12 protein-coding genes are annotated in these 15,226 nt (G+C 73.0%); 4 read left to right on the top strand and 8 right to left on the bottom strand.

Translation table 11 applies throughout. From position 1 onward, the window contains the following. Positions 1 to 43: 43 nt before the first annotated feature. Positions 44 to 922 carry a hypothetical protein gene (locus OG933_RS08725; protein ID WP_405626332.1) on the bottom strand — a complete coding sequence of 293 codons (879 nt, stop codon included), beginning with the start codon at positions 920 to 922 and terminating at the stop codon, positions 44 to 46. 420 nt (positions 923 to 1,342) lie between these two features. Here OG933_RS08725 and OG933_RS08720 point away from each other — a divergent pair, with 420 nt between their 5' ends. Continuing rightward, entirely contained in the window at positions 1,343 to 3,397 is a 2,055-nt protein-coding gene (locus OG933_RS08720; protein WP_362518430.1) for a phosphocholine-specific phospholipase C, read from the top strand. 91 nt (positions 3,398 to 3,488) lie between these two features. Further along, on the top strand, positions 3,489 to 4,307 hold the full coding sequence (locus tag OG933_RS08715; protein WP_020129400.1) for a phospholipid scramblase-related protein: 819 nt from the start codon (positions 3,489 to 3,491) through the stop codon (positions 4,305 to 4,307). 54 nt (positions 4,308 to 4,361) lie between these two features. Here OG933_RS08715 and OG933_RS08710 read toward each other — a convergent pair whose 3' ends face one another. Continuing rightward, positions 4,362 to 5,309, bottom strand: coding sequence for a hypothetical protein (locus OG933_RS08710; RefSeq protein ID WP_405626330.1), 948 nt, complete (start codon positions 5,307 to 5,309; stop codon positions 4,362 to 4,364). Next, entirely contained in the window at positions 5,306 to 6,103 is a 798-nt protein-coding gene (locus tag OG933_RS08705) for a phosphatase PAP2 family protein (protein ID WP_362518437.1), read from the bottom strand. Before OG933_RS08705 ends, OG933_RS08710 begins: the two co-directional genes overlap by 4 nt. Before the next feature lie 222 nt (positions 6,104 to 6,325). Between OG933_RS08705 and OG933_RS08700 the strand changes: the two genes are divergently transcribed. Further along, positions 6,326 to 6,940, top strand: a complete 615-nt coding sequence (locus OG933_RS08700; protein WP_362271184.1) for a TetR/AcrR family transcriptional regulator C-terminal ligand-binding domain-containing protein — start codon at positions 6,326 to 6,328, stop codon at positions 6,938 to 6,940. 218 nt (positions 6,941 to 7,158) lie between these two features. On the opposite strand, the gene OG933_RS08695 is transcribed toward OG933_RS08700, so the two are convergent. Continuing rightward, positions 7,159 to 8,202: a DUF2510 domain-containing protein gene (locus OG933_RS08695; protein WP_405626326.1), complete on the bottom strand. Its 1,044-nt coding sequence runs from the start codon at positions 8,200 to 8,202 to the stop codon at positions 7,159 to 7,161. A 286-nt stretch (positions 8,203 to 8,488) separates the two neighbouring features. Here OG933_RS08695 and OG933_RS08690 point away from each other — a divergent pair, with 286 nt between their 5' ends. After that, on the top strand, positions 8,489 to 11,203 hold the full coding sequence (locus OG933_RS08690; protein WP_362518443.1) for an AAA family ATPase: 2,715 nt from the start codon (positions 8,489 to 8,491) through the stop codon (positions 11,201 to 11,203). Positions 11,204 to 11,279: 76 nt separating this feature from the next. Here OG933_RS08690 and OG933_RS08685 read toward each other — a convergent pair whose 3' ends face one another. The 4 genes from OG933_RS08685 to pcaG all read right to left on the bottom strand — a co-directional run bounded on the left by OG933_RS08685 (position 11,280) and on the right by pcaG (position 15,220). Further along, positions 11,280 to 12,071 (bottom strand): SDR family NAD(P)-dependent oxidoreductase, encoded by a 792-nt coding sequence (locus OG933_RS08685; protein ID WP_405626324.1) that lies wholly within the window; start codon positions 12,069 to 12,071, stop codon positions 11,280 to 11,282. Between the two features lie 94 nt (positions 12,072 to 12,165). Beyond that, positions 12,166 to 13,290 carry a 3-oxoadipate enol-lactonase gene (pcaD, locus tag OG933_RS08680; protein ID WP_405626323.1) on the bottom strand — a complete coding sequence of 375 codons (1,125 nt, stop codon included), beginning with the start codon at positions 13,288 to 13,290 and terminating at the stop codon, positions 12,166 to 12,168. Then, the gene (gene pcaB, locus OG933_RS08675; protein ID WP_405626320.1) at positions 13,287 to 14,618 is read right to left on the bottom strand and encodes a 3-carboxy-cis,cis-muconate cycloisomerase; all 1,332 of its coding nucleotides are present in this window, start codon (positions 14,616 to 14,618) and stop codon (positions 13,287 to 13,289) included. The genes pcaD and pcaB overlap by 4 nt, the downstream gene beginning before the upstream one ends. After that, complete coding sequence (gene pcaG, locus OG933_RS08670; RefSeq protein ID WP_405626318.1) at positions 14,615 to 15,220, bottom strand: protocatechuate 3,4-dioxygenase subunit alpha; 606 nt, start codon at positions 15,218 to 15,220, stop codon at positions 14,615 to 14,617. The genes pcaB and pcaG overlap by 4 nt, the downstream gene beginning before the upstream one ends. Positions 15,221 to 15,226 lie beyond the last annotated feature (6 nt).

Below are 15,226 nucleotides of genomic sequence, written 5' to 3'. Positions count from 1 at the left end.
GTGCACATACGCGTCCCGTGGCGGCGTGTCGTCCGCCGCCGGGTCAGTACCGCCCGTGGCGGCGGCGCCGGGTCGCGGCGAGGGCGGCACCGGCGGCGACCACGAGCGCGGCGACGCCGGCGGCGGCCGACGCGGGGCTCCCGCTGTTCGCGAGCTGCTCCCCGCCCGTACCGCCGGACAGCGCCCGCGGAGTCGCCGGCGCCGGTACGGCCGACAGCGACGGGTCGCCGGACGGCACGGCCGCGGACGGCGCCGCGGAAACGGAAGGGGAACCGGAAACAGAAACAGAAGCAGTAGGGGAAGCCGAGGCGCCGGCGTCGGCACTGGGGCTGACGGACGGGGACGCCGACCCGGTGGCCGTCGGTTGCGCGACGACGGCGTAGGACGCCTTGCCGTCCATCAGCGCCACCGGGTCGATCAGCGGGCTGGGCTGGACGAGTCCCTGCGCGACGAACTGGACGGTGTTCGCGGTCGGTACCTGGGCGGCGAGCGCGATGCGCAGACCGATCCGAGCGGTGCCGCCCGCCGGGAGCGAGCCCACGGACGGCAGACCGGCGTCCGTGCTGAGGAAGCCGGAGAGCGCGGTGTCGCCCGGCGTCAGCTCCACCGCACGCCACACGGAGGCCGCCGCGTCGAACCACTCCACACGAACCTGTTGGGGTGTCAGCGGTGAGGCGGGCGGGGCGAGCCGGATGCCCACCGAGACGATGAAGCTGTCGGTGATGTCCGTATTCAGCGTGTTGTGGAACAAGGCGTCGACGGTCAGCGGGGCGCCGTCGGGCACCAACTGTCCGGTTTCCGGAGTCAGTTCGACGTACGGAGCGACCGGATCGGCGGCCTGTGCCGGCGCTGCCGTGAGTCCCGCGAGAAACAGGAACACGGCCCAGCCCAGCAGGGTGGCGAAAAACGCTCTACGGCGCACGACGACCAGCTCCCCCCGACGCGCGCCCCCAGCGCGCTTCCTGGCGTGATGTCGGAGAGTTTAAAGGATTACATACCTATAGCGGTAGGCTCATTACATTCGGTCAGGAATGAACAGATGTTGCCCCTTTCGTCTCCCGGGATGAAAGGGAACGACCGGTGGCCCCGCCAGTCGTCGGCGCCGCCCGGCGGACGCGCGGGGCGCGGGTTCCCGGCCAACCGCCGATTTCCGGCTCCGAGTCGGTGGACCGGAGCGCCTTGGGGATCTCTTGGGCCGCCGCACACTCCTCGTACCGTCGACTTTCACACCGGCGTCATCCGGGCCTTCCCTGACGTTCGGTGCCCTTGGAACACTCCTTGCGCGCGCATTGCGTCACGAACCGGCAGGCGCAGCCCCTTCCGTACGAGAGGTGCCTCACCCATGCCCGAAGTCAACCGGCGCCGATTCCTTCAACTCGCGGGCGCCACGACGGCGTTCACCGCTCTCTCCGGCAGCATCGAACGTGCCGCCGCGCTGCCCGCGAACCACCGCACCGGGTCGATCGAGGATGTCGAGCACATCGTCGTCCTGATGCAGGAGAACCGCTCCTTCGACCACTACTTCGGCAAGCTGCGGGGGGTCAGAGGCTTCGGCGACCCGCGTCCGGTCACCCTCCCGAACGGCAAGTCGGTCTGGCATCAGGCGGACGGCGCGGGCAAGGACGTCCTCCCGTTCCACCCCGACGCCGACGACCTGGGTCTCGCCTTCCTCCAGGACCTCCCGCACGGCTGGAACGACGGCCATGTCGCCTTCGACGGCGGCAAGTACGACAAGTGGGTGCCCGCCAAGAGCGCCACGACGATGGCGTACCTGACCCGCGAGGACATCCCCTTCCACTACGCGCTCGCCGACACCTTCACCGTCTGCGACGCCTACCACTGCTCCTTCATCGGCTCCACCGACCCCAACCGCTACTACCTGTGGACCGGGCACACCGGCAACGACGGCAAGGGCGGCGGCCCGGTCCTCGGCAACGACGAGGCCGGCTACAGCTGGACGACGTACCCCGAACGTCTGGAGCGGGCCGGGGTCTCCTGGAAGATCTACCAGGACGTCGGTGACGGCCTGGACGCGAAGGGCAGCTGGGGCTGGATCCAGGACGCCTACCGCGGCAACTACGGCGACAACTCGCTGCTCTACTTCAAGCAGTACCAGAACGCCGAGCCCGGCGACCCGCTGTACGACAAGGCCCGCACCGGTACCGACGCCCGCACGGGCGAGGGGTACTTCGAGCAGCTGAAGGCGGACGTCAAGGGCGGCCGACTGCCGCAGATCTCCTGGATCGCCGCCCCCGAGGCCTTCACCGAACACCCCAACTGGCCCGCGAACTACGGCGCCTGGTACATAGCCCAGGTCCTCGACGCGCTCACCTCCGACCCGAAGGTGTGGGCGAAGACGGCCCTGTTCGTCACCTATGACGAGAACGACGGCTTCTTCGACCACCTGCTCCCGCCGTTCCCGCCGGCCTCGGCCGCGCAGGGCCGCTCGACGGTCGACGTGGCCCTCGACGTCTTCCCGGGCGACAGCGGCCACACCGCCGGTCCCTACGGACTCGGCCAGCGGGTGCCCATGCTCGTCATCTCCCCCTGGAGCAAGGGTGGTTACGTCTGCTCCGAGACGCTCGACCACACCTCGGTCATCCGGTTCATGGAGCGCCGCTTCGGCGTCCACGAGCCGAACATCTCGCCGTGGCGGCGCGCGGTGTGCGGCGATCTGACCTCCGCGTTCGACTTCACCCGCCCGGACACCCGGCCGGTCGCCCTGCCGGACACCGACGGCTACGAGCCCCCGGACCGCGGCCGCCACCCCGACTACGTGCCCACCCCGCCGGCCGTCCCCGTCCTGCCGAAGCAGGAGCGCGGCACGCGGCCCACCCGCCCGCTCACGTACGCGCCCGCCGTGCACGGTTCGGCGGACCCGACCGCGGGGACCCTCACCCTCACCTTCGCCTCCGGTGCCAAGGCGGGCGCCGCCTTCCTGGTCACCTCCGGCAACCGAGCCGACGGACCGTGGAGCTACACCACCGGGGCGGGCGCGAGCGTCTCGGACACGTGGAACTCGGCGTACTCGGGCGGCTCGCACGACCTGACCGTGCACGGTCCGAACGGATTCCTGCGCGTCTTCAAGGGGGCGGGCAAGGCGGCCGGGGCCGAGGTGACCGCCCGGCACGTCGACGGCGGTCTGGAACTGACCTTCACCCACAGGGGCTACGGCACGGTGGAGCTGAAGGTGGCCGACGGCTACGGCGGGCGGCCCACGACCGTCAGGCTGAGGCCCGGCGGATCGCTCAGGCGCACCCTGGACCTGCGGGCGAGCCGCCGGTGGTACGACCTCACCGTCACGTCGTCCGCCGACCCGGCCTTCCTGCGGCGGTTCGCCGGACACGTCGAGAACGGCCGCCCCGGGGTGAGCGACCCGGCGATCGTCACGGAGTGACCCGCTTGGGCCGCTGCCACGGTAAATGCGCGGTGAACACCGCATCGTGGGGGCTGGTCAGGTCGCGGTGGGCTCGGGGTAATGTGCCCCGGTGACCACGCATTCGAACACACCTTCAGGCTGGTACCCGGACCCGCACGGGGCGGCCCAGACCTTGCGTTACTGGGACGGCGCCCAGTGGACCGAGCACACGCACGAGGACGGCAAGGGCCAGGCCGCGCCGCAGGTGCCCCACCAGGCGGGGCCGGACGAGCGCGTCCAGCGCCAGGTGCAGCAGCAGGCCGGGGTCGCGGCGGGCGGCCCCGGCGGCGGCACGCTGTTCAGCGAGCCGGTGCTGGTGGTGAACCAGAAGGCCAAGCTGATCGAGCTGACCAACGAGTACAAGGTCATGGACCAGCAGGGCGGTCAGCTCGGCTCGGTCGTCCAGGTCGGCCAGAGCGCGCTGCGCAAGATCCTGCGCTTCGTCGTCAGCATCGACCAGTACCTGACGCACAAGCTGGAGATCCGCGACGTCCACGGGCAGCCGGTGCTGCTGCTGACCCGTCCGGCGAAGTTCCTCAAGTCGCGGGTGGTCGTGACGCGCCCCGACGGGCAGCCGGTCGGCGAGATCGTCCAGCAGAACGTCTTCGGAAAGATCAACTTCGCCATCAACGCGGACGGCCGTCAGATCGGCGCGATCAAGGCGGAGAACTGGCGGGCCTGGAACTTCGCGATCGTCGACCACGCCGACAACGAGGTCGCCCGGATCACCAAGACCTGGGAAGGCCTCGCCAAGACGATGTTCACCACGGCGGACAACTACGTCCTGCAGATCCACTACCAGCTGCCCGAGCCGCTGCTGAGCCTGGTCGTCGCCACGGCCCTGACCGTGGACACCGCGCTCAAGCAGGACGCGCGCGGCCTGGGCTGACGCCCCTCGCGCGGAGGTGACACCCCGCCGGGGTGTCACCTCCGCGCGCCGGGGCTACAGCGGGGTGAGGTGCTCCGGCCCGGTCGTCGGCCGGGGCAGCAGGGCCGGTTCGGCCGACGCCGTCTCCGGCCTCAGGGCCAGCACCGCCGCCACGGGGTGATCCTCGTCCTGGACGGCATCGGGTTGCGGCGCGGCCCGGGACAGGAGCACCACACCCCAGCCCGCGATGCCCGCTCCGGCCAGCGCCAGGAGCACCCCCGCCGCCCCGCCCTGGAGGCGTTCGCCCAGCAGCGCGAGGCCGATCGCCGCGGCGGCCACCGGGTTCGCCAGGGTCACCATCGCCAGCGGTGCGCCGAGGCCACCCCGGTAGGCGGTCTGCGACAGCAGCAGCCCGGCCGCCGCGAAGGCCGCGACCAGCAGCGCCACGCCGATCACCTGCACGCTGAGCAGCGGGCCCGACCGGTCCGTCACGGCCACCGTCACGGTCTGGGTGAGCGCCGAGGCGACCCCCGAGGCGAAGCCGGACGCGGTCGCGTGCCGCAGTCCCGGCTTGGCGCCGCGCCGCGCCAGCAGCCCGATGAGCGCCGCCGTCGCGCCCGCCACCGCCACCGCCTCCGGCACGCTCAGGACGTCCTCGGGTGCCGGACCCGACGCGGTGACCAGGATCGCCGCCAGACCGGCCAGGGTGAAGGCGGTGCCCCGCCACTCGGCGGCGCCGACCTTGCGCCCGGCGACCCGCGCCCCCATCGGCACCGCCGCGACCAGGGTGAGCGCGCCCAGCGGCTGCACCACGGTGAGCGGTCCGTACTTGAGGGCGACCACGTGCAGCAGCGCGGCGGCGGCGTTCAGCCCCACCGACGACCACCAGGCGCCGTTGCCGAGCAGACGCAGCAGGCCCGTGCCGGGGTGCCGGGAGGCCAGCCGTTCCTGGGCGACGGCCGCGGCCGCGTAGGCGACGGCCGAGAAGAGGGACAGGACGACGGCGACCAGGGTGGCGTTCATCGGCCCGCTCCCACGAGGACCGGCTCCTCGGCCGGGACGAGGGTGCGGGTACCGCGTCCCGTCGTCGTGGCCGTGCGCCGGGGGGCGTGGATCAGCGCGAGCGCGAGGCCGAGCAGCGCGCCCGCCACGATCGCGTCGAGCCAGTAGTGGTTCGCCGTGCCCACGATCACCAGCAGGGTCAGCAGCGGATGCAGCAGCCACAGCCACCGCCACCGTGACCGGGTGGCGACGACGAGGCCGATCGCGACCATCAGGGCCCAGCCGAAGTGCAGCGAGGGCATCGCCGCGAACTGGTTCGACAGATGGTCCGTCCGCGGCGGGCCGTACACGGAAGGCCCGTACACGCGCGCGGTGTCGATCAGTCCCGTCGCCGTCAGCATCCGCGGCGGGGCGAGCGGAAGGGCGAGGTGCAGCACCAGCGCGGCGGCGGTGACCGCGGCCAGCACCCGGCGGGCCCACACGTAGTGGGCAGGGCGCCGCAGGTAGAGCCAGACCAGGAAGGCCAGGGTGGCGGGGAAGTGCACGGTCGCGTAGTAGGTGTTCGCGACCTTGACCAGGGTGTCGCCGTGCAGCAGCAGTGCCTGGACGGAGTCTTCCCGGGGCAGCCGGAGCAGGCGTTCGACGTGCCACACGTCGTGTGCGTTGCGGAAGGCCTCGCCGGTGTGGCCCGCGGCCAGCTGCCGGCCGAGCTTGTAGACGAGGAAGAGCCCTGCGACCAGCAGGAGCTCTCGGACTATGGGCGGCCGCGCCGGTGTGACCGGCTCCGCTTCCCCAGGCTCGGTGCGGGCATTCATCCCCCGGCCCCTTCACTGACGGTGGTGCGTGTGGGTGGTGCTGCCGTGCTCGTGACTCGTGCATACACCATCGATACTGTGTCGTACCGATACGCCAGTGTACCGATACGCCGGCGTACCGGTACACTGGCGTATCGATGGTGTGCGCCACACTGGACTGAGAATCCCGCGGCGGCCTCGAGGCAAGCCGAAGGAACGGAAGAGAAGCGAGGGGAACGGCAGATGATGTCGCAGGCAGCGGACGGGCCCGAGTCGGTCGCCGCCACGAGCCGCTCCAAGCTCACGCCCGAGCGTGAGCAGGAGTTCTTCGACGCCGTCCTCGACCAGGTCCGTGAATGCGGTTACGAAGCCGTCACCATGGAGGGCATCGCCGCCAGCACCCGGTGCAGCAAGTCCACGCTCTACCGGCAGTGGAAGACCAAGCCCCAGTTCGTCGTGGCCGCCCTGCGCTCGCGTCGTGAGGCGCGGCTCACCGGCATCGACACCGGCTCGCTCGCCGAGGACCTGCGCGAGGCCGCGCGGGCCACCGGCCGCTGGTCGACGAACGACACCAAGCTGCTGCAGGCGCTCGGCCACGCCGTCACCGGTGACCAGGACCTCGCGCTGGCGCTGCGGGAGGCGATCATCACCCCCGAGATCGAGGCGCTGCGGGAGATCCTGCGGCGCGGGGTCGAACGCGGCGAGATCGCCCGCGACCACCCGGCGCTGGAGTACATCCCGGCGCAGATGTTCGGCGTGATCCGCGCCCGTCCCGTCGTCGACGGGGAGTACGCGGACCAGGAGTACCTGGTCCGCTTCGTGGAGGCCGCCGTCCTGCCGGCGCTCGGCCTCACCTAGGGGCCGGCCCAGGGACCGGCACCGAGACCGGCTCCGAGACCGGCTCCGAGACCGGCACGGAGATCAGTACAGAGATCAACACATGGCTCAGGCCGCCGTCCACGGGATGACTGGACGGTGACCTGTCTCGCGCCGCACCGTGGGGACGGGGGCGGCGCGCACCACCCGGCCGGGTGGGGCCCCCTTGAGCGGAGGGGTGCCCCACCCGGCCGACCGTGTCAGACGTCCTGTCCGCTGCCGCCGCCCGTCGACACCTTGATGCCCTTGGTGATGGTGTCGATGATCGACACGCTCTGATCGGCGTCGACCCCGAAGCGGAGCACGACCAGCCGCTTGGTGTCCGCGGGCGCGGGGAACGCCAGCGACTCGACATAGCCGTCCGCACCCTTGCTCGTGACCGCCTTCCAGCGCACCAGGTAGCCCTTCTGCCCGGCCACCGTCACCGCCTTGGAGGCGAGCACCTGGTGCGAGGTGATCGCGCCGTACGTCGTGCCGCCGTAGGACTCCTCGGCGTTGGCGGAGATGTCCGCCTTCGCGACCGCCTCGGCGGTCTCGCCCTTGGTCTCCAGCACCTCGACGGGCGCCGAGTACACGCCCCCCTTGGTGCAGGTCTTCGAGGTGTCGCCCGGGCACTTGTAGGAGGAGTCGGAGGTGATCTGCGCGCCCACGCTCAGCTCCTGGCCGGTCCAGCCGTCCGGGATGGCGATGCTGATCCCGTTGAGCGCGTCGGTCACCGCACCGCTCTTGATCTTCGGTGCCTCGGACTCCCCGGGCGAGGGAGAGGCTCCGCCCGAGCCCCCCGAGTCTCCGGATCCCCCCGAACCGCCGGAGCCGCCCGAGTCGCCGAAGGGCCCGCCCTGGCCGCCGCTGCCGTCCTGGCCGCCCGTGCCGCCGGGCCCGCCCTGCCCGCCCGGTCCCTGGGCCGTGCCACTGCCGCCGCCCGAGCCGTCGTCCTTGGCCAGCGCGTACACGCCGACCCCGATGCTGGCGAGGACCGCCACGGCCGCGGCGACGGCTATGCCCGTCCGCAGTCCGCGCCGCCGGCCCGGGTCCGCCGGCGCCGCGGGATACCCCGGATAACCGGGATACGCCGGGTACGCGCCGTCCGCCGGGGTCTGCGCCGGCGGACCCCATACGGCGGCCGAGCCCGCGGCGCGGGTCTGGTCCGTCCATGCCTTGCCGTCCCACCAGCGTTCGGTGGCGGGACCGTCACTTGTCTGCCCCGGATCGGGATACCACCCGGGAGGAGTCACCTGCGTCATGACCCCACCGTATGAGGCGTCGGTGAAAGCCGGATGAGAGGGAGGGCACTCTGTTGAAATCCGTTACGGGCGCCCCGCCGCGCGGCTGGCGTGAATTGGACGTCAATTCGGTGCCCGTCACTCGCCGTTGACGCCGGGGGGCCAGTTCCGCAGGCCCGCCGGGGCGTCCCGGACCGTCGCGTGTCACCCTGGAGGCGGGACCTGCCCGGACCGCCCTCCGCGCGAGCCCCCGGAAGGCTACGCTCGACGTCGGTACGTCGTTCGGGCGACTTGGGGAGGTAGCGGGATGACGGAGGTCAGGCCGACGACGGCCGCCTCGGCTTCCCTGTGGGAGCGCGAGCGGGAAGTCACCGCCATCGCGGAGGCGGTGGAGACACTCTGCGCCGACCGGTCCTCGTCGGGTCACCTGCTGGTGCTCCGGGGCGAGGCGGGATTCGGCAAGACCGCGTTGTTGGCCGAGACCCGCCGTATCGCCGAGAGCCGCGGCTGCGCGGTCTGGTCGGCCCGCGGCGGCGAGACACTGAAATCCGTGCCCTTCAACGTGGTACGGCAGTTGCTTCAGCCCACCCTGCTGTCCCTGCACCCGGAGGAGGCCCGCGAGTACCTCGGCGACTGGTACGACATCGCCGGCCCCGCCCTCGGAATTCTGGAACCCGGCGAGGGCCACGCCGACCCGCAGGGCGTCTGCGACGGCCTCGTCGCCGCCGTGACCCGGCTGGCCAGGCGCGACTACCCGCTCGTCCTGCTGATCGACGACGCGCACTGGGCCGACCAGGAGACCCTGCGCTGGCTCGTCGCGTTCGTCGAACGCCTCGACGAACTCTCCGTCCTGGTCGTGGTGGCCCGCCGGCCCGGCGAGGTCAAGGGCGACGCCGCCCGCCACCTCGACGCCATCGGCGCGGCCGCGGGCCGCGCCGTCACCAGCCTCAGCGCCCTGACCCCGCCCGCGGTCGCCGGCCTCACCCGGGCCACCCTCGGCCCGCACGCCGACGCCGCGTTCTGCCGCGAGGTGTGGGCCGTCACCGACGGCAACCCCTACGAGACCGTCGAACTCCTCGCCAAGGTCCGCGACAGCGAGCTGGAGGCGAGCGAGTCCTCGGCCGGCGAACTGCGCGCCCTGAACCGCGCGGCCCGCGGCGGCGGCCTCGTCGACCGCCTGGAGAAACTGGGCGTCGACGCCACCAAGTTCGCCATGGCCGCCGCGATCCTCGGCGCCGACATCTCCGTCGACCAGGCGGCCCTGCTCGCCGGACTCGGCCGCGACGACGCGGCGCGCTGCGCCGAGCTGCTGCGCAACGCCCGCATCCTCACCGAGCCCGTGCCCGGGGCCGTCCCGGCCGGCGACGGTGATCTGGAGTTCGTCCACCCGCTGATCGCCTCCGCCGTCTACGACTCCATCCCCGGAGGCCTGCGCACCGCGATGCACGGCATCGCCGCCCAGGTCGTCACCGACGCCGGCAAGGGCCTCGCGGCCGCCTCCCGGCACCTGCTCCAGGTGCACGCGGAGGGCGACGAGGAACTCGTCGAGCAGCTGCGCGAGGCCGCCCGCGAACACCTCGCCGTCGGTGCCCCCGACGCGGCCCGCCGCTGTCTGGAGCGGGCCCTGAGCGAACCGCCCGCCCACGAGGTGCACGCGCACGTGCTCTACGAACTGGGCTGCGCCACCCTCCTCACCGCCCCCGCCAGGACCATCGACCACCTGCGTACCGCACTCGCCATGCCGGGCCTCGACGGCACCGAGCGCGTCGACGCCGTCTACCGTCTCTCCCAGGCCCTCCTGCACAACGACCAGCTGGAGGAGGCCGTCCGCACGGTCGAGGCGGAGGCCGCCCGGCACGCCCCCGGACCCGCGCGGCTGCGGCTGCAGGCCGTGCAGTTCATGTGGGAGGGCGTGCACGCCGGGGAGGCGACCACACCGCGCCGCTCCGAGCGGCTCGCCCAGCTGGCCGCGACCTGCACCGGCCGGGACAACGCCGAGCGCGCCCTGCTCATCCTGCGCGGCTTTGACGCCATGACCCACGGCGAGAACGCCGAGGAGGTCGCCGAGTTCTGCGACCGCGCCCTCGTCAACGGCGGCCTCGCTCCCGGGCTCGGCTGGACCGACCAGGAGTGGGGCATCGAACTGCTGATGATGCTGGCCAGCTCCTACGCCTACACCGACCGGCTCGACCGCGCCGACGCCCTCTTCAACGAGGCCCTGCGCGCCTACACGTCCGCAGGCTGGAGCGGCGGCCACCTCGCGCTGGCCCACGCCTACCTCGGACTGGGCCTGCGCCGCCGGGGCCGTCTGAAGGAGGCGGAGGAGTCCCTCAGGGAATCCCTGCGGGTCGCCGAACGCGTCGGCCGCGGCCTGCCCCTGTACTGGTCGGCCACCTGCAACCTCGTCGACACGCTGCTGGCCCGCGGCCATGTCGCCGAGGCCTGGGAGACCGCCGAACAGTACGGTTTCGCCCCGCCGTACCCGTCGACGATCGTGCTGCCCGACCCGCGCTCGGTGCGCGGCCGGCTGCTGCTGGCCGTCGGCCGGGTCAAGGACGGCATCAACGAACTGGAGGCGGCCGAGAAGGCGGCCGCCGCGCGCGGCCACCTCAACCCGGTGATGGTCCCCTGGGCCGTCGAACTCGCCCGGGCGCTGGCCACCGAGGATCCGGACCGGGCCAACCGGCTCGTCTCCGAGGCCCGTCGTCAGGCCGAGCGCTTCGGCACCGACACCGCGATCGGGGAGGCCCTGCGCTGCGCCGCCGCCCTGGAGACCGGCCAGCGCGCGGTCCGGCTGGCCCAGCAGGCGGTCACCTTCCTGGAGTCCTCGCCCTGCCAGTACGAACACGCGGCCGCCCGCGTCGAGTACGGCATCCTCTCCCGCTCGGTCTCCGAACTCGGCCGGGGCCTGTCACTGGCGCGTTCCTGCGGAGCGGACGGCCTGGTGGACAAGGCCCAGCAGGCCCTGCGGGGGATGGGCGCGCCGCAGGTGGGCCTGGTACCCGGACAGACCCGGAGGTAGCCGCGGGAGGCCGCCGGCGAGGTGACACCGGCGGCCTCCCGCGGCGGTTCGCGCACGGAGTGCGGGGCATCCGCGGTCAGGCGCCCAGCAGTTCCTCGGTGAGCCGCGCGAGGCGCACCCGGACCTGCGGGTCGTACGTCGCCTCGTGCGCCCGCGCCGGACGCGTTCCGTCGAAGAAACCGCCCGTGCCCGACTCCTGGGTGGCCAGCGCCAGGACACCCGGCGCGCCGTCGGCGACCCTGCTCCAGGGCGCGACCCCGCCCTCGCGGACCATCGCGGTGTCCATGAACGTCGCCGGATGCAGCACGTTCACCGACACCCCACTGCCCGTCAACTCCGCCGCCAGAGCGAACGTATGGGCCGCCAGCGCGAACTTGGCCCGGCAGTAGGCGGCGAACCCGTCGTAACCACGGGTGAACCCGGGGTCGTCGAGGTCGACGGGTTCCTGGCCGACCGAGCCGACGTTGACGATCCGCGCGGGCGCTCCCGCCCGCAGGGCGGGCAACAGGGCGCGGGTCAGGGCCACCGGTGCCAAGTAGTTCACCGCCAGCCGCAGTTCGTGACCGTCGGCGCTCACCTCACGGCCCGAACCGGGCGAACCGGCGCCCACCCCCGCGTTGTTGACGAGCACATCGAGCGCGGGGTGGGCCTCGGCGACCCGCGCGCCCAGCTCGCGCACCCGCGCCAGCGAGGCCAGATCGGCGACGAACCCCGCCGCCTCGCCCTCGGCACGCAACTCGGCGACGAGCCGTGCCGTACGGCCGGGGTCGCGGCCGTGGGCGAGGACGAGATGGCCGGAGCGGACGAGCTCGAACGCGACGTACCGGCCGAGGCCGGAGGTGGCGCCGGTGATCAGGATGGTGGACATGCCCCCACCGTAGGCACGCGACAACGGTTTCCGGGTGCTGCCGCCGGAGCTACCATCAGCAGGATCACCCTCGGCTTCCTCGGCCGTACGCGCCTCAGCCGGTCCCGTCCTCCTCGGCCAGCACGCGCTGGGCCGTCGCGAACGCCGAGTTCGCCGCCGGAACCCCGCAGTAGACGGCCGTCTGGAGCAGTACGGCGCCGATCTCCTCGGGCGTGAGCCCGTTGCGCCGGGCCGCCCGCACATGCATGGCCAGCTCGTCGTAGTGGCCGTGCGCCACCAGCGCGGTCAGTGTGATCATGCTGCGCTCACGGCGGCTCAGCGTCAGGTCGGTCCAGATCTCGCCCCAGGCGTAGCGGGAGATGAAGTCCTGGTAGCGCGCGGTGAACGCGTTCTGCCGGGCCTGCGCCCGGTCCACGTGAGCGTCCCCGAGCACCTCCCGGCGCACCTCCATGCCCCGCTTGGCCCCGCCGTCGAGATGGGTGCGCAGCACGGTCAGCACGGCCTCGGGGCACTCGGCGGGCGCGAGATGCGAGGCACCCGGGAGCTCGACCAGCGCGGCGCCCGGCACCGCGTCCGCGATCTCCCGCAGATGCGCGGGCGGCGTCGCCGGATCCTGACGCCCCGCGACCACCAGGGTCCGTACCGCGATCTCCGGCAGCCGCTCGCGCAGATCGAACGCGCCCAGCGCGTCACAGCACGCCGCGTAGGCCTCCGGATCGGCGTCGCGATGGTCGGCGACCAGCCCCGGCACGGTGAACCCGGGAGTGAACCAACGGGCGTTCGCACCTTCGGCGAGCCCCGCCAGTCCCTCGCGGCGCACCAGCGCGGCCCGCTCCTCCCACGGCGTGGATCCGTTGAAGTGGGCCGACGAACAGATGACCGCCAGTGCCGACACCCGCTCCGGGTGATGCAGCGCCAGCTGCAGACCCACCGCGCCGCCCAGGGACACGCCCGCGTACGCGAACCGCTCCAGGCCGAGCGAGTCGGCAAGCGCCAGCACCAGGTCGGCGAGGTCCCCCACGGTGGCCCCGGGACCGATCAGGTCGGCCGCCGAACCCCCGTGCCCCGGCAGGTCCCAGCGGACCACCCGGTGCGTGGCGGACAGCTCGGGCGCGACCTTGTCCCACAGGGCGTACGAGGTACCCAGCGAGGGGCCGAGCAGCAGCGCCGGAGCGGAAGTCGGGCCCTCGGCAAGGTGGTTGAGCAGCTTCTCGGTCAACGTCGCTCCAGCGCACGGTCGGTGAGGCTTCCGGCGGAGCCGGTGTAGCGGGCGGGATCGGTGAGGTCGCCGAGGTCGACGTCCTTCAGGTCGGGCTCCGTCGCCAGCAGTTCGGCCAGCGGACGGTCCTCGGCGTAGGTGCGCCGGGCGAGCTCGGTGAGCAGCTCCTTGGCGCGGGCACGGCCGAGCACCGCCGACAGCGCCGCGGACAGCCGCTCGGAGACGATCAGCCCGTGGGTGAGACCGAGGTGCGCCCGCATCGCGTCCGCGTCCACCCGGAGCCCCTCGGTCAGCTCGGCCGCGTCCCGGGCCGCCCCGCCGGTCAGCCGGAGCAGCTCCCTGAGCGGCTCCCACTCGGCGTGCCACGCCCCGGCCGGCCGCTCGTCCTCGGCGGCCAGGGACCCGTACAGCGTGGCCGCGAGCTGCGGGGCGCGCCGGGCGGCGGCCGCGATCAGCGTGGACCGTACCGGGTTGGCCTTGTGCGGCATGGCCGAGGATCCGCCTCCGCTGCTCTCCGCCACCTCGGCGATCTCGGTGCGGGCGAGGGTCAGGACGTCCGTCGCGACCTTCCCCAGCGCGCCCGCCGCGAGGGCCAGGCAGCCGGCCAGGTCGGCGATCGGCGTGCGCAGCGTGTGCCACGGCAACAGCGGTGCCCGCAGGCCGAGTTCACGGGCGAAGGCGGCGGGCAGCGCGGTCGCGTCGGTGGCGCCGTACGCCGTGAAGGCCGCCAGTGTCCCGGCCGCGCCGCCGAGTTGGGCGGGCAGCGCGTCGCGTACCGCCGTCACCCGGTCCCGCGCGTCCAGCACCAGCGACCGCCAGCCGGCCGCCTTCAGTCCGAAGGTCGTCGGCACGGCGTGCTGGGTGAGCGTCCGGCCCGGCATCGGCGTGTCGCGGTGCGCGGCGGCCAGTCGGGCCAGCGCCCGCTGGACGCGGTCGAGGTCGGCCAGCAGAAGATCGAGGGTGCGCACCGCGACCAGCATCGTCGCCGTGTCCATGATGTCCTGGCTGGTCGCGCCCCGGTGGACGTACGGGCCGTACTCCTCGCCGACCGCCGTCGTCAGATCGGCGACCAGCGGGATCACCGGGTTGCCGCCGCCGCGCGCCCGCCCGGCGAGGGAGCGCACGTCGAACTCGCCGTCGTCGGCCGCCGAGGTGACCACCGCTCCGGCGCCCTGCGGGGCCAGCCCCAGCGCCTCCTGGGCGCGGGTCAGCGCGGCCTCCGCGTCGAGCAGCGCCCGCAGATAGGCGCCGTCGCCGGTCGCGGCGGCGGCGGGGGAGCCGGTCCACCCGGGGGCGAGCAGACCGGCGTCGTCGTGCGCAGTTGTCACTGGAACTCCAGGAAGACCGTCTCGCCTTCGCCCTGAAGGCGGATGTCGAAACGGTAGGTCCCCAGCTCGCCGCGCGTGGCGATGAGCGTGTCGCGCCGCGCCGGGTCCACCCGCGTCAGCAGCGGGTCGGAGGCCAGCGCGGCCTTGTCGTCCGGCAGGTAGATCCGGGTGAACAGGTGCACCAGCAGCCCGCGGGCGAACACACAGACACTCAGGTACGGGGCGCTGTGCCCGCGCGCGCCCGGTCGCAGCGTCCGCGCCGACCAGTGACCGTTGGCATCCGTCTGGATGCGGCCCCAGCCGGTGAACTCCACGCCGTTGCGGCCGAGGAAACCACCGCTCGACGCGTCCCGCCGCATCGAGCCGTCCACCTGCGGCAGATTGCCCTCGGGGTCCGCGCCCCACAGCTCCAGAAACGCGTCCGGCAACGGGTTGCCCTCACCGTCGTACACATAGCCCTGGAGCGCGATCGTGTCCGGGTGGCCGAGCGGGGCGATGTCACCACCGCCGGGAAACGGCAGAGCATGGCCGTAGAAAGGGCCGACCGTGTGCGACGGAGTGGGGAGCACGGTCTCCGGACGGCTCGTGTCGATCTTCGTCATGGCAGG

This window comes from Streptomyces sp. NBC_00016 (assembly GCF_045040885.1).
GTDB classification, from domain to species: domain Bacteria; phylum Actinomycetota; class Actinomycetes; order Streptomycetales; family Streptomycetaceae; genus Streptomyces; species Streptomyces coriariae.
This window is presented reverse-complemented; position numbering and strand designations above follow the sequence as displayed.

What these genes read in the sequence shown, in the direction of transcription:
- OG933_RS08720 (WP_362518430.1), top strand. Translation starts at nt 1,343, where the DNA reads ATGCCCGAAGTCAACCGGCGCCGATTCCTTCAACTCGCGGGCGCCACG.
- OG933_RS08710 (WP_405626330.1), bottom strand. Translation starts at nt 5,309, where the DNA reads ATGAACGCCACCCTGGTCGCCGTCGTCCTGTCCCTCTTCTCGGCCGTC.
- OG933_RS08705 (WP_362518437.1), bottom strand. Translation starts at nt 6,103, where the DNA reads ATGAATGCCCGCACCGAGCCTGGGGAAGCGGAGCCGGTCACACCGGCG.
- OG933_RS08700 (WP_362271184.1), top strand. Translation starts at nt 6,326, where the DNA reads ATGATGTCGCAGGCAGCGGACGGGCCCGAGTCGGTCGCCGCCACGAGC.
- OG933_RS08695 (WP_405626326.1), bottom strand. Translation starts at nt 8,202, where the DNA reads ATGACGCAGGTGACTCCTCCCGGGTGGTATCCCGATCCGGGGCAGACA.
- OG933_RS08690 (WP_362518443.1), top strand. Translation starts at nt 8,489, where the DNA reads ATGACGGAGGTCAGGCCGACGACGGCCGCCTCGGCTTCCCTGTGGGAG.
- OG933_RS08685 (WP_405626324.1), bottom strand. Translation starts at nt 12,071, where the DNA reads ATGTCCACCATCCTGATCACCGGCGCCACCTCCGGCCTCGGCCGGTAC.
- pcaG (WP_405626318.1), bottom strand. Translation starts at nt 15,220, where the DNA reads ATGACGAAGATCGACACGAGCCGTCCGGAGACCGTGCTCCCCACTCCG.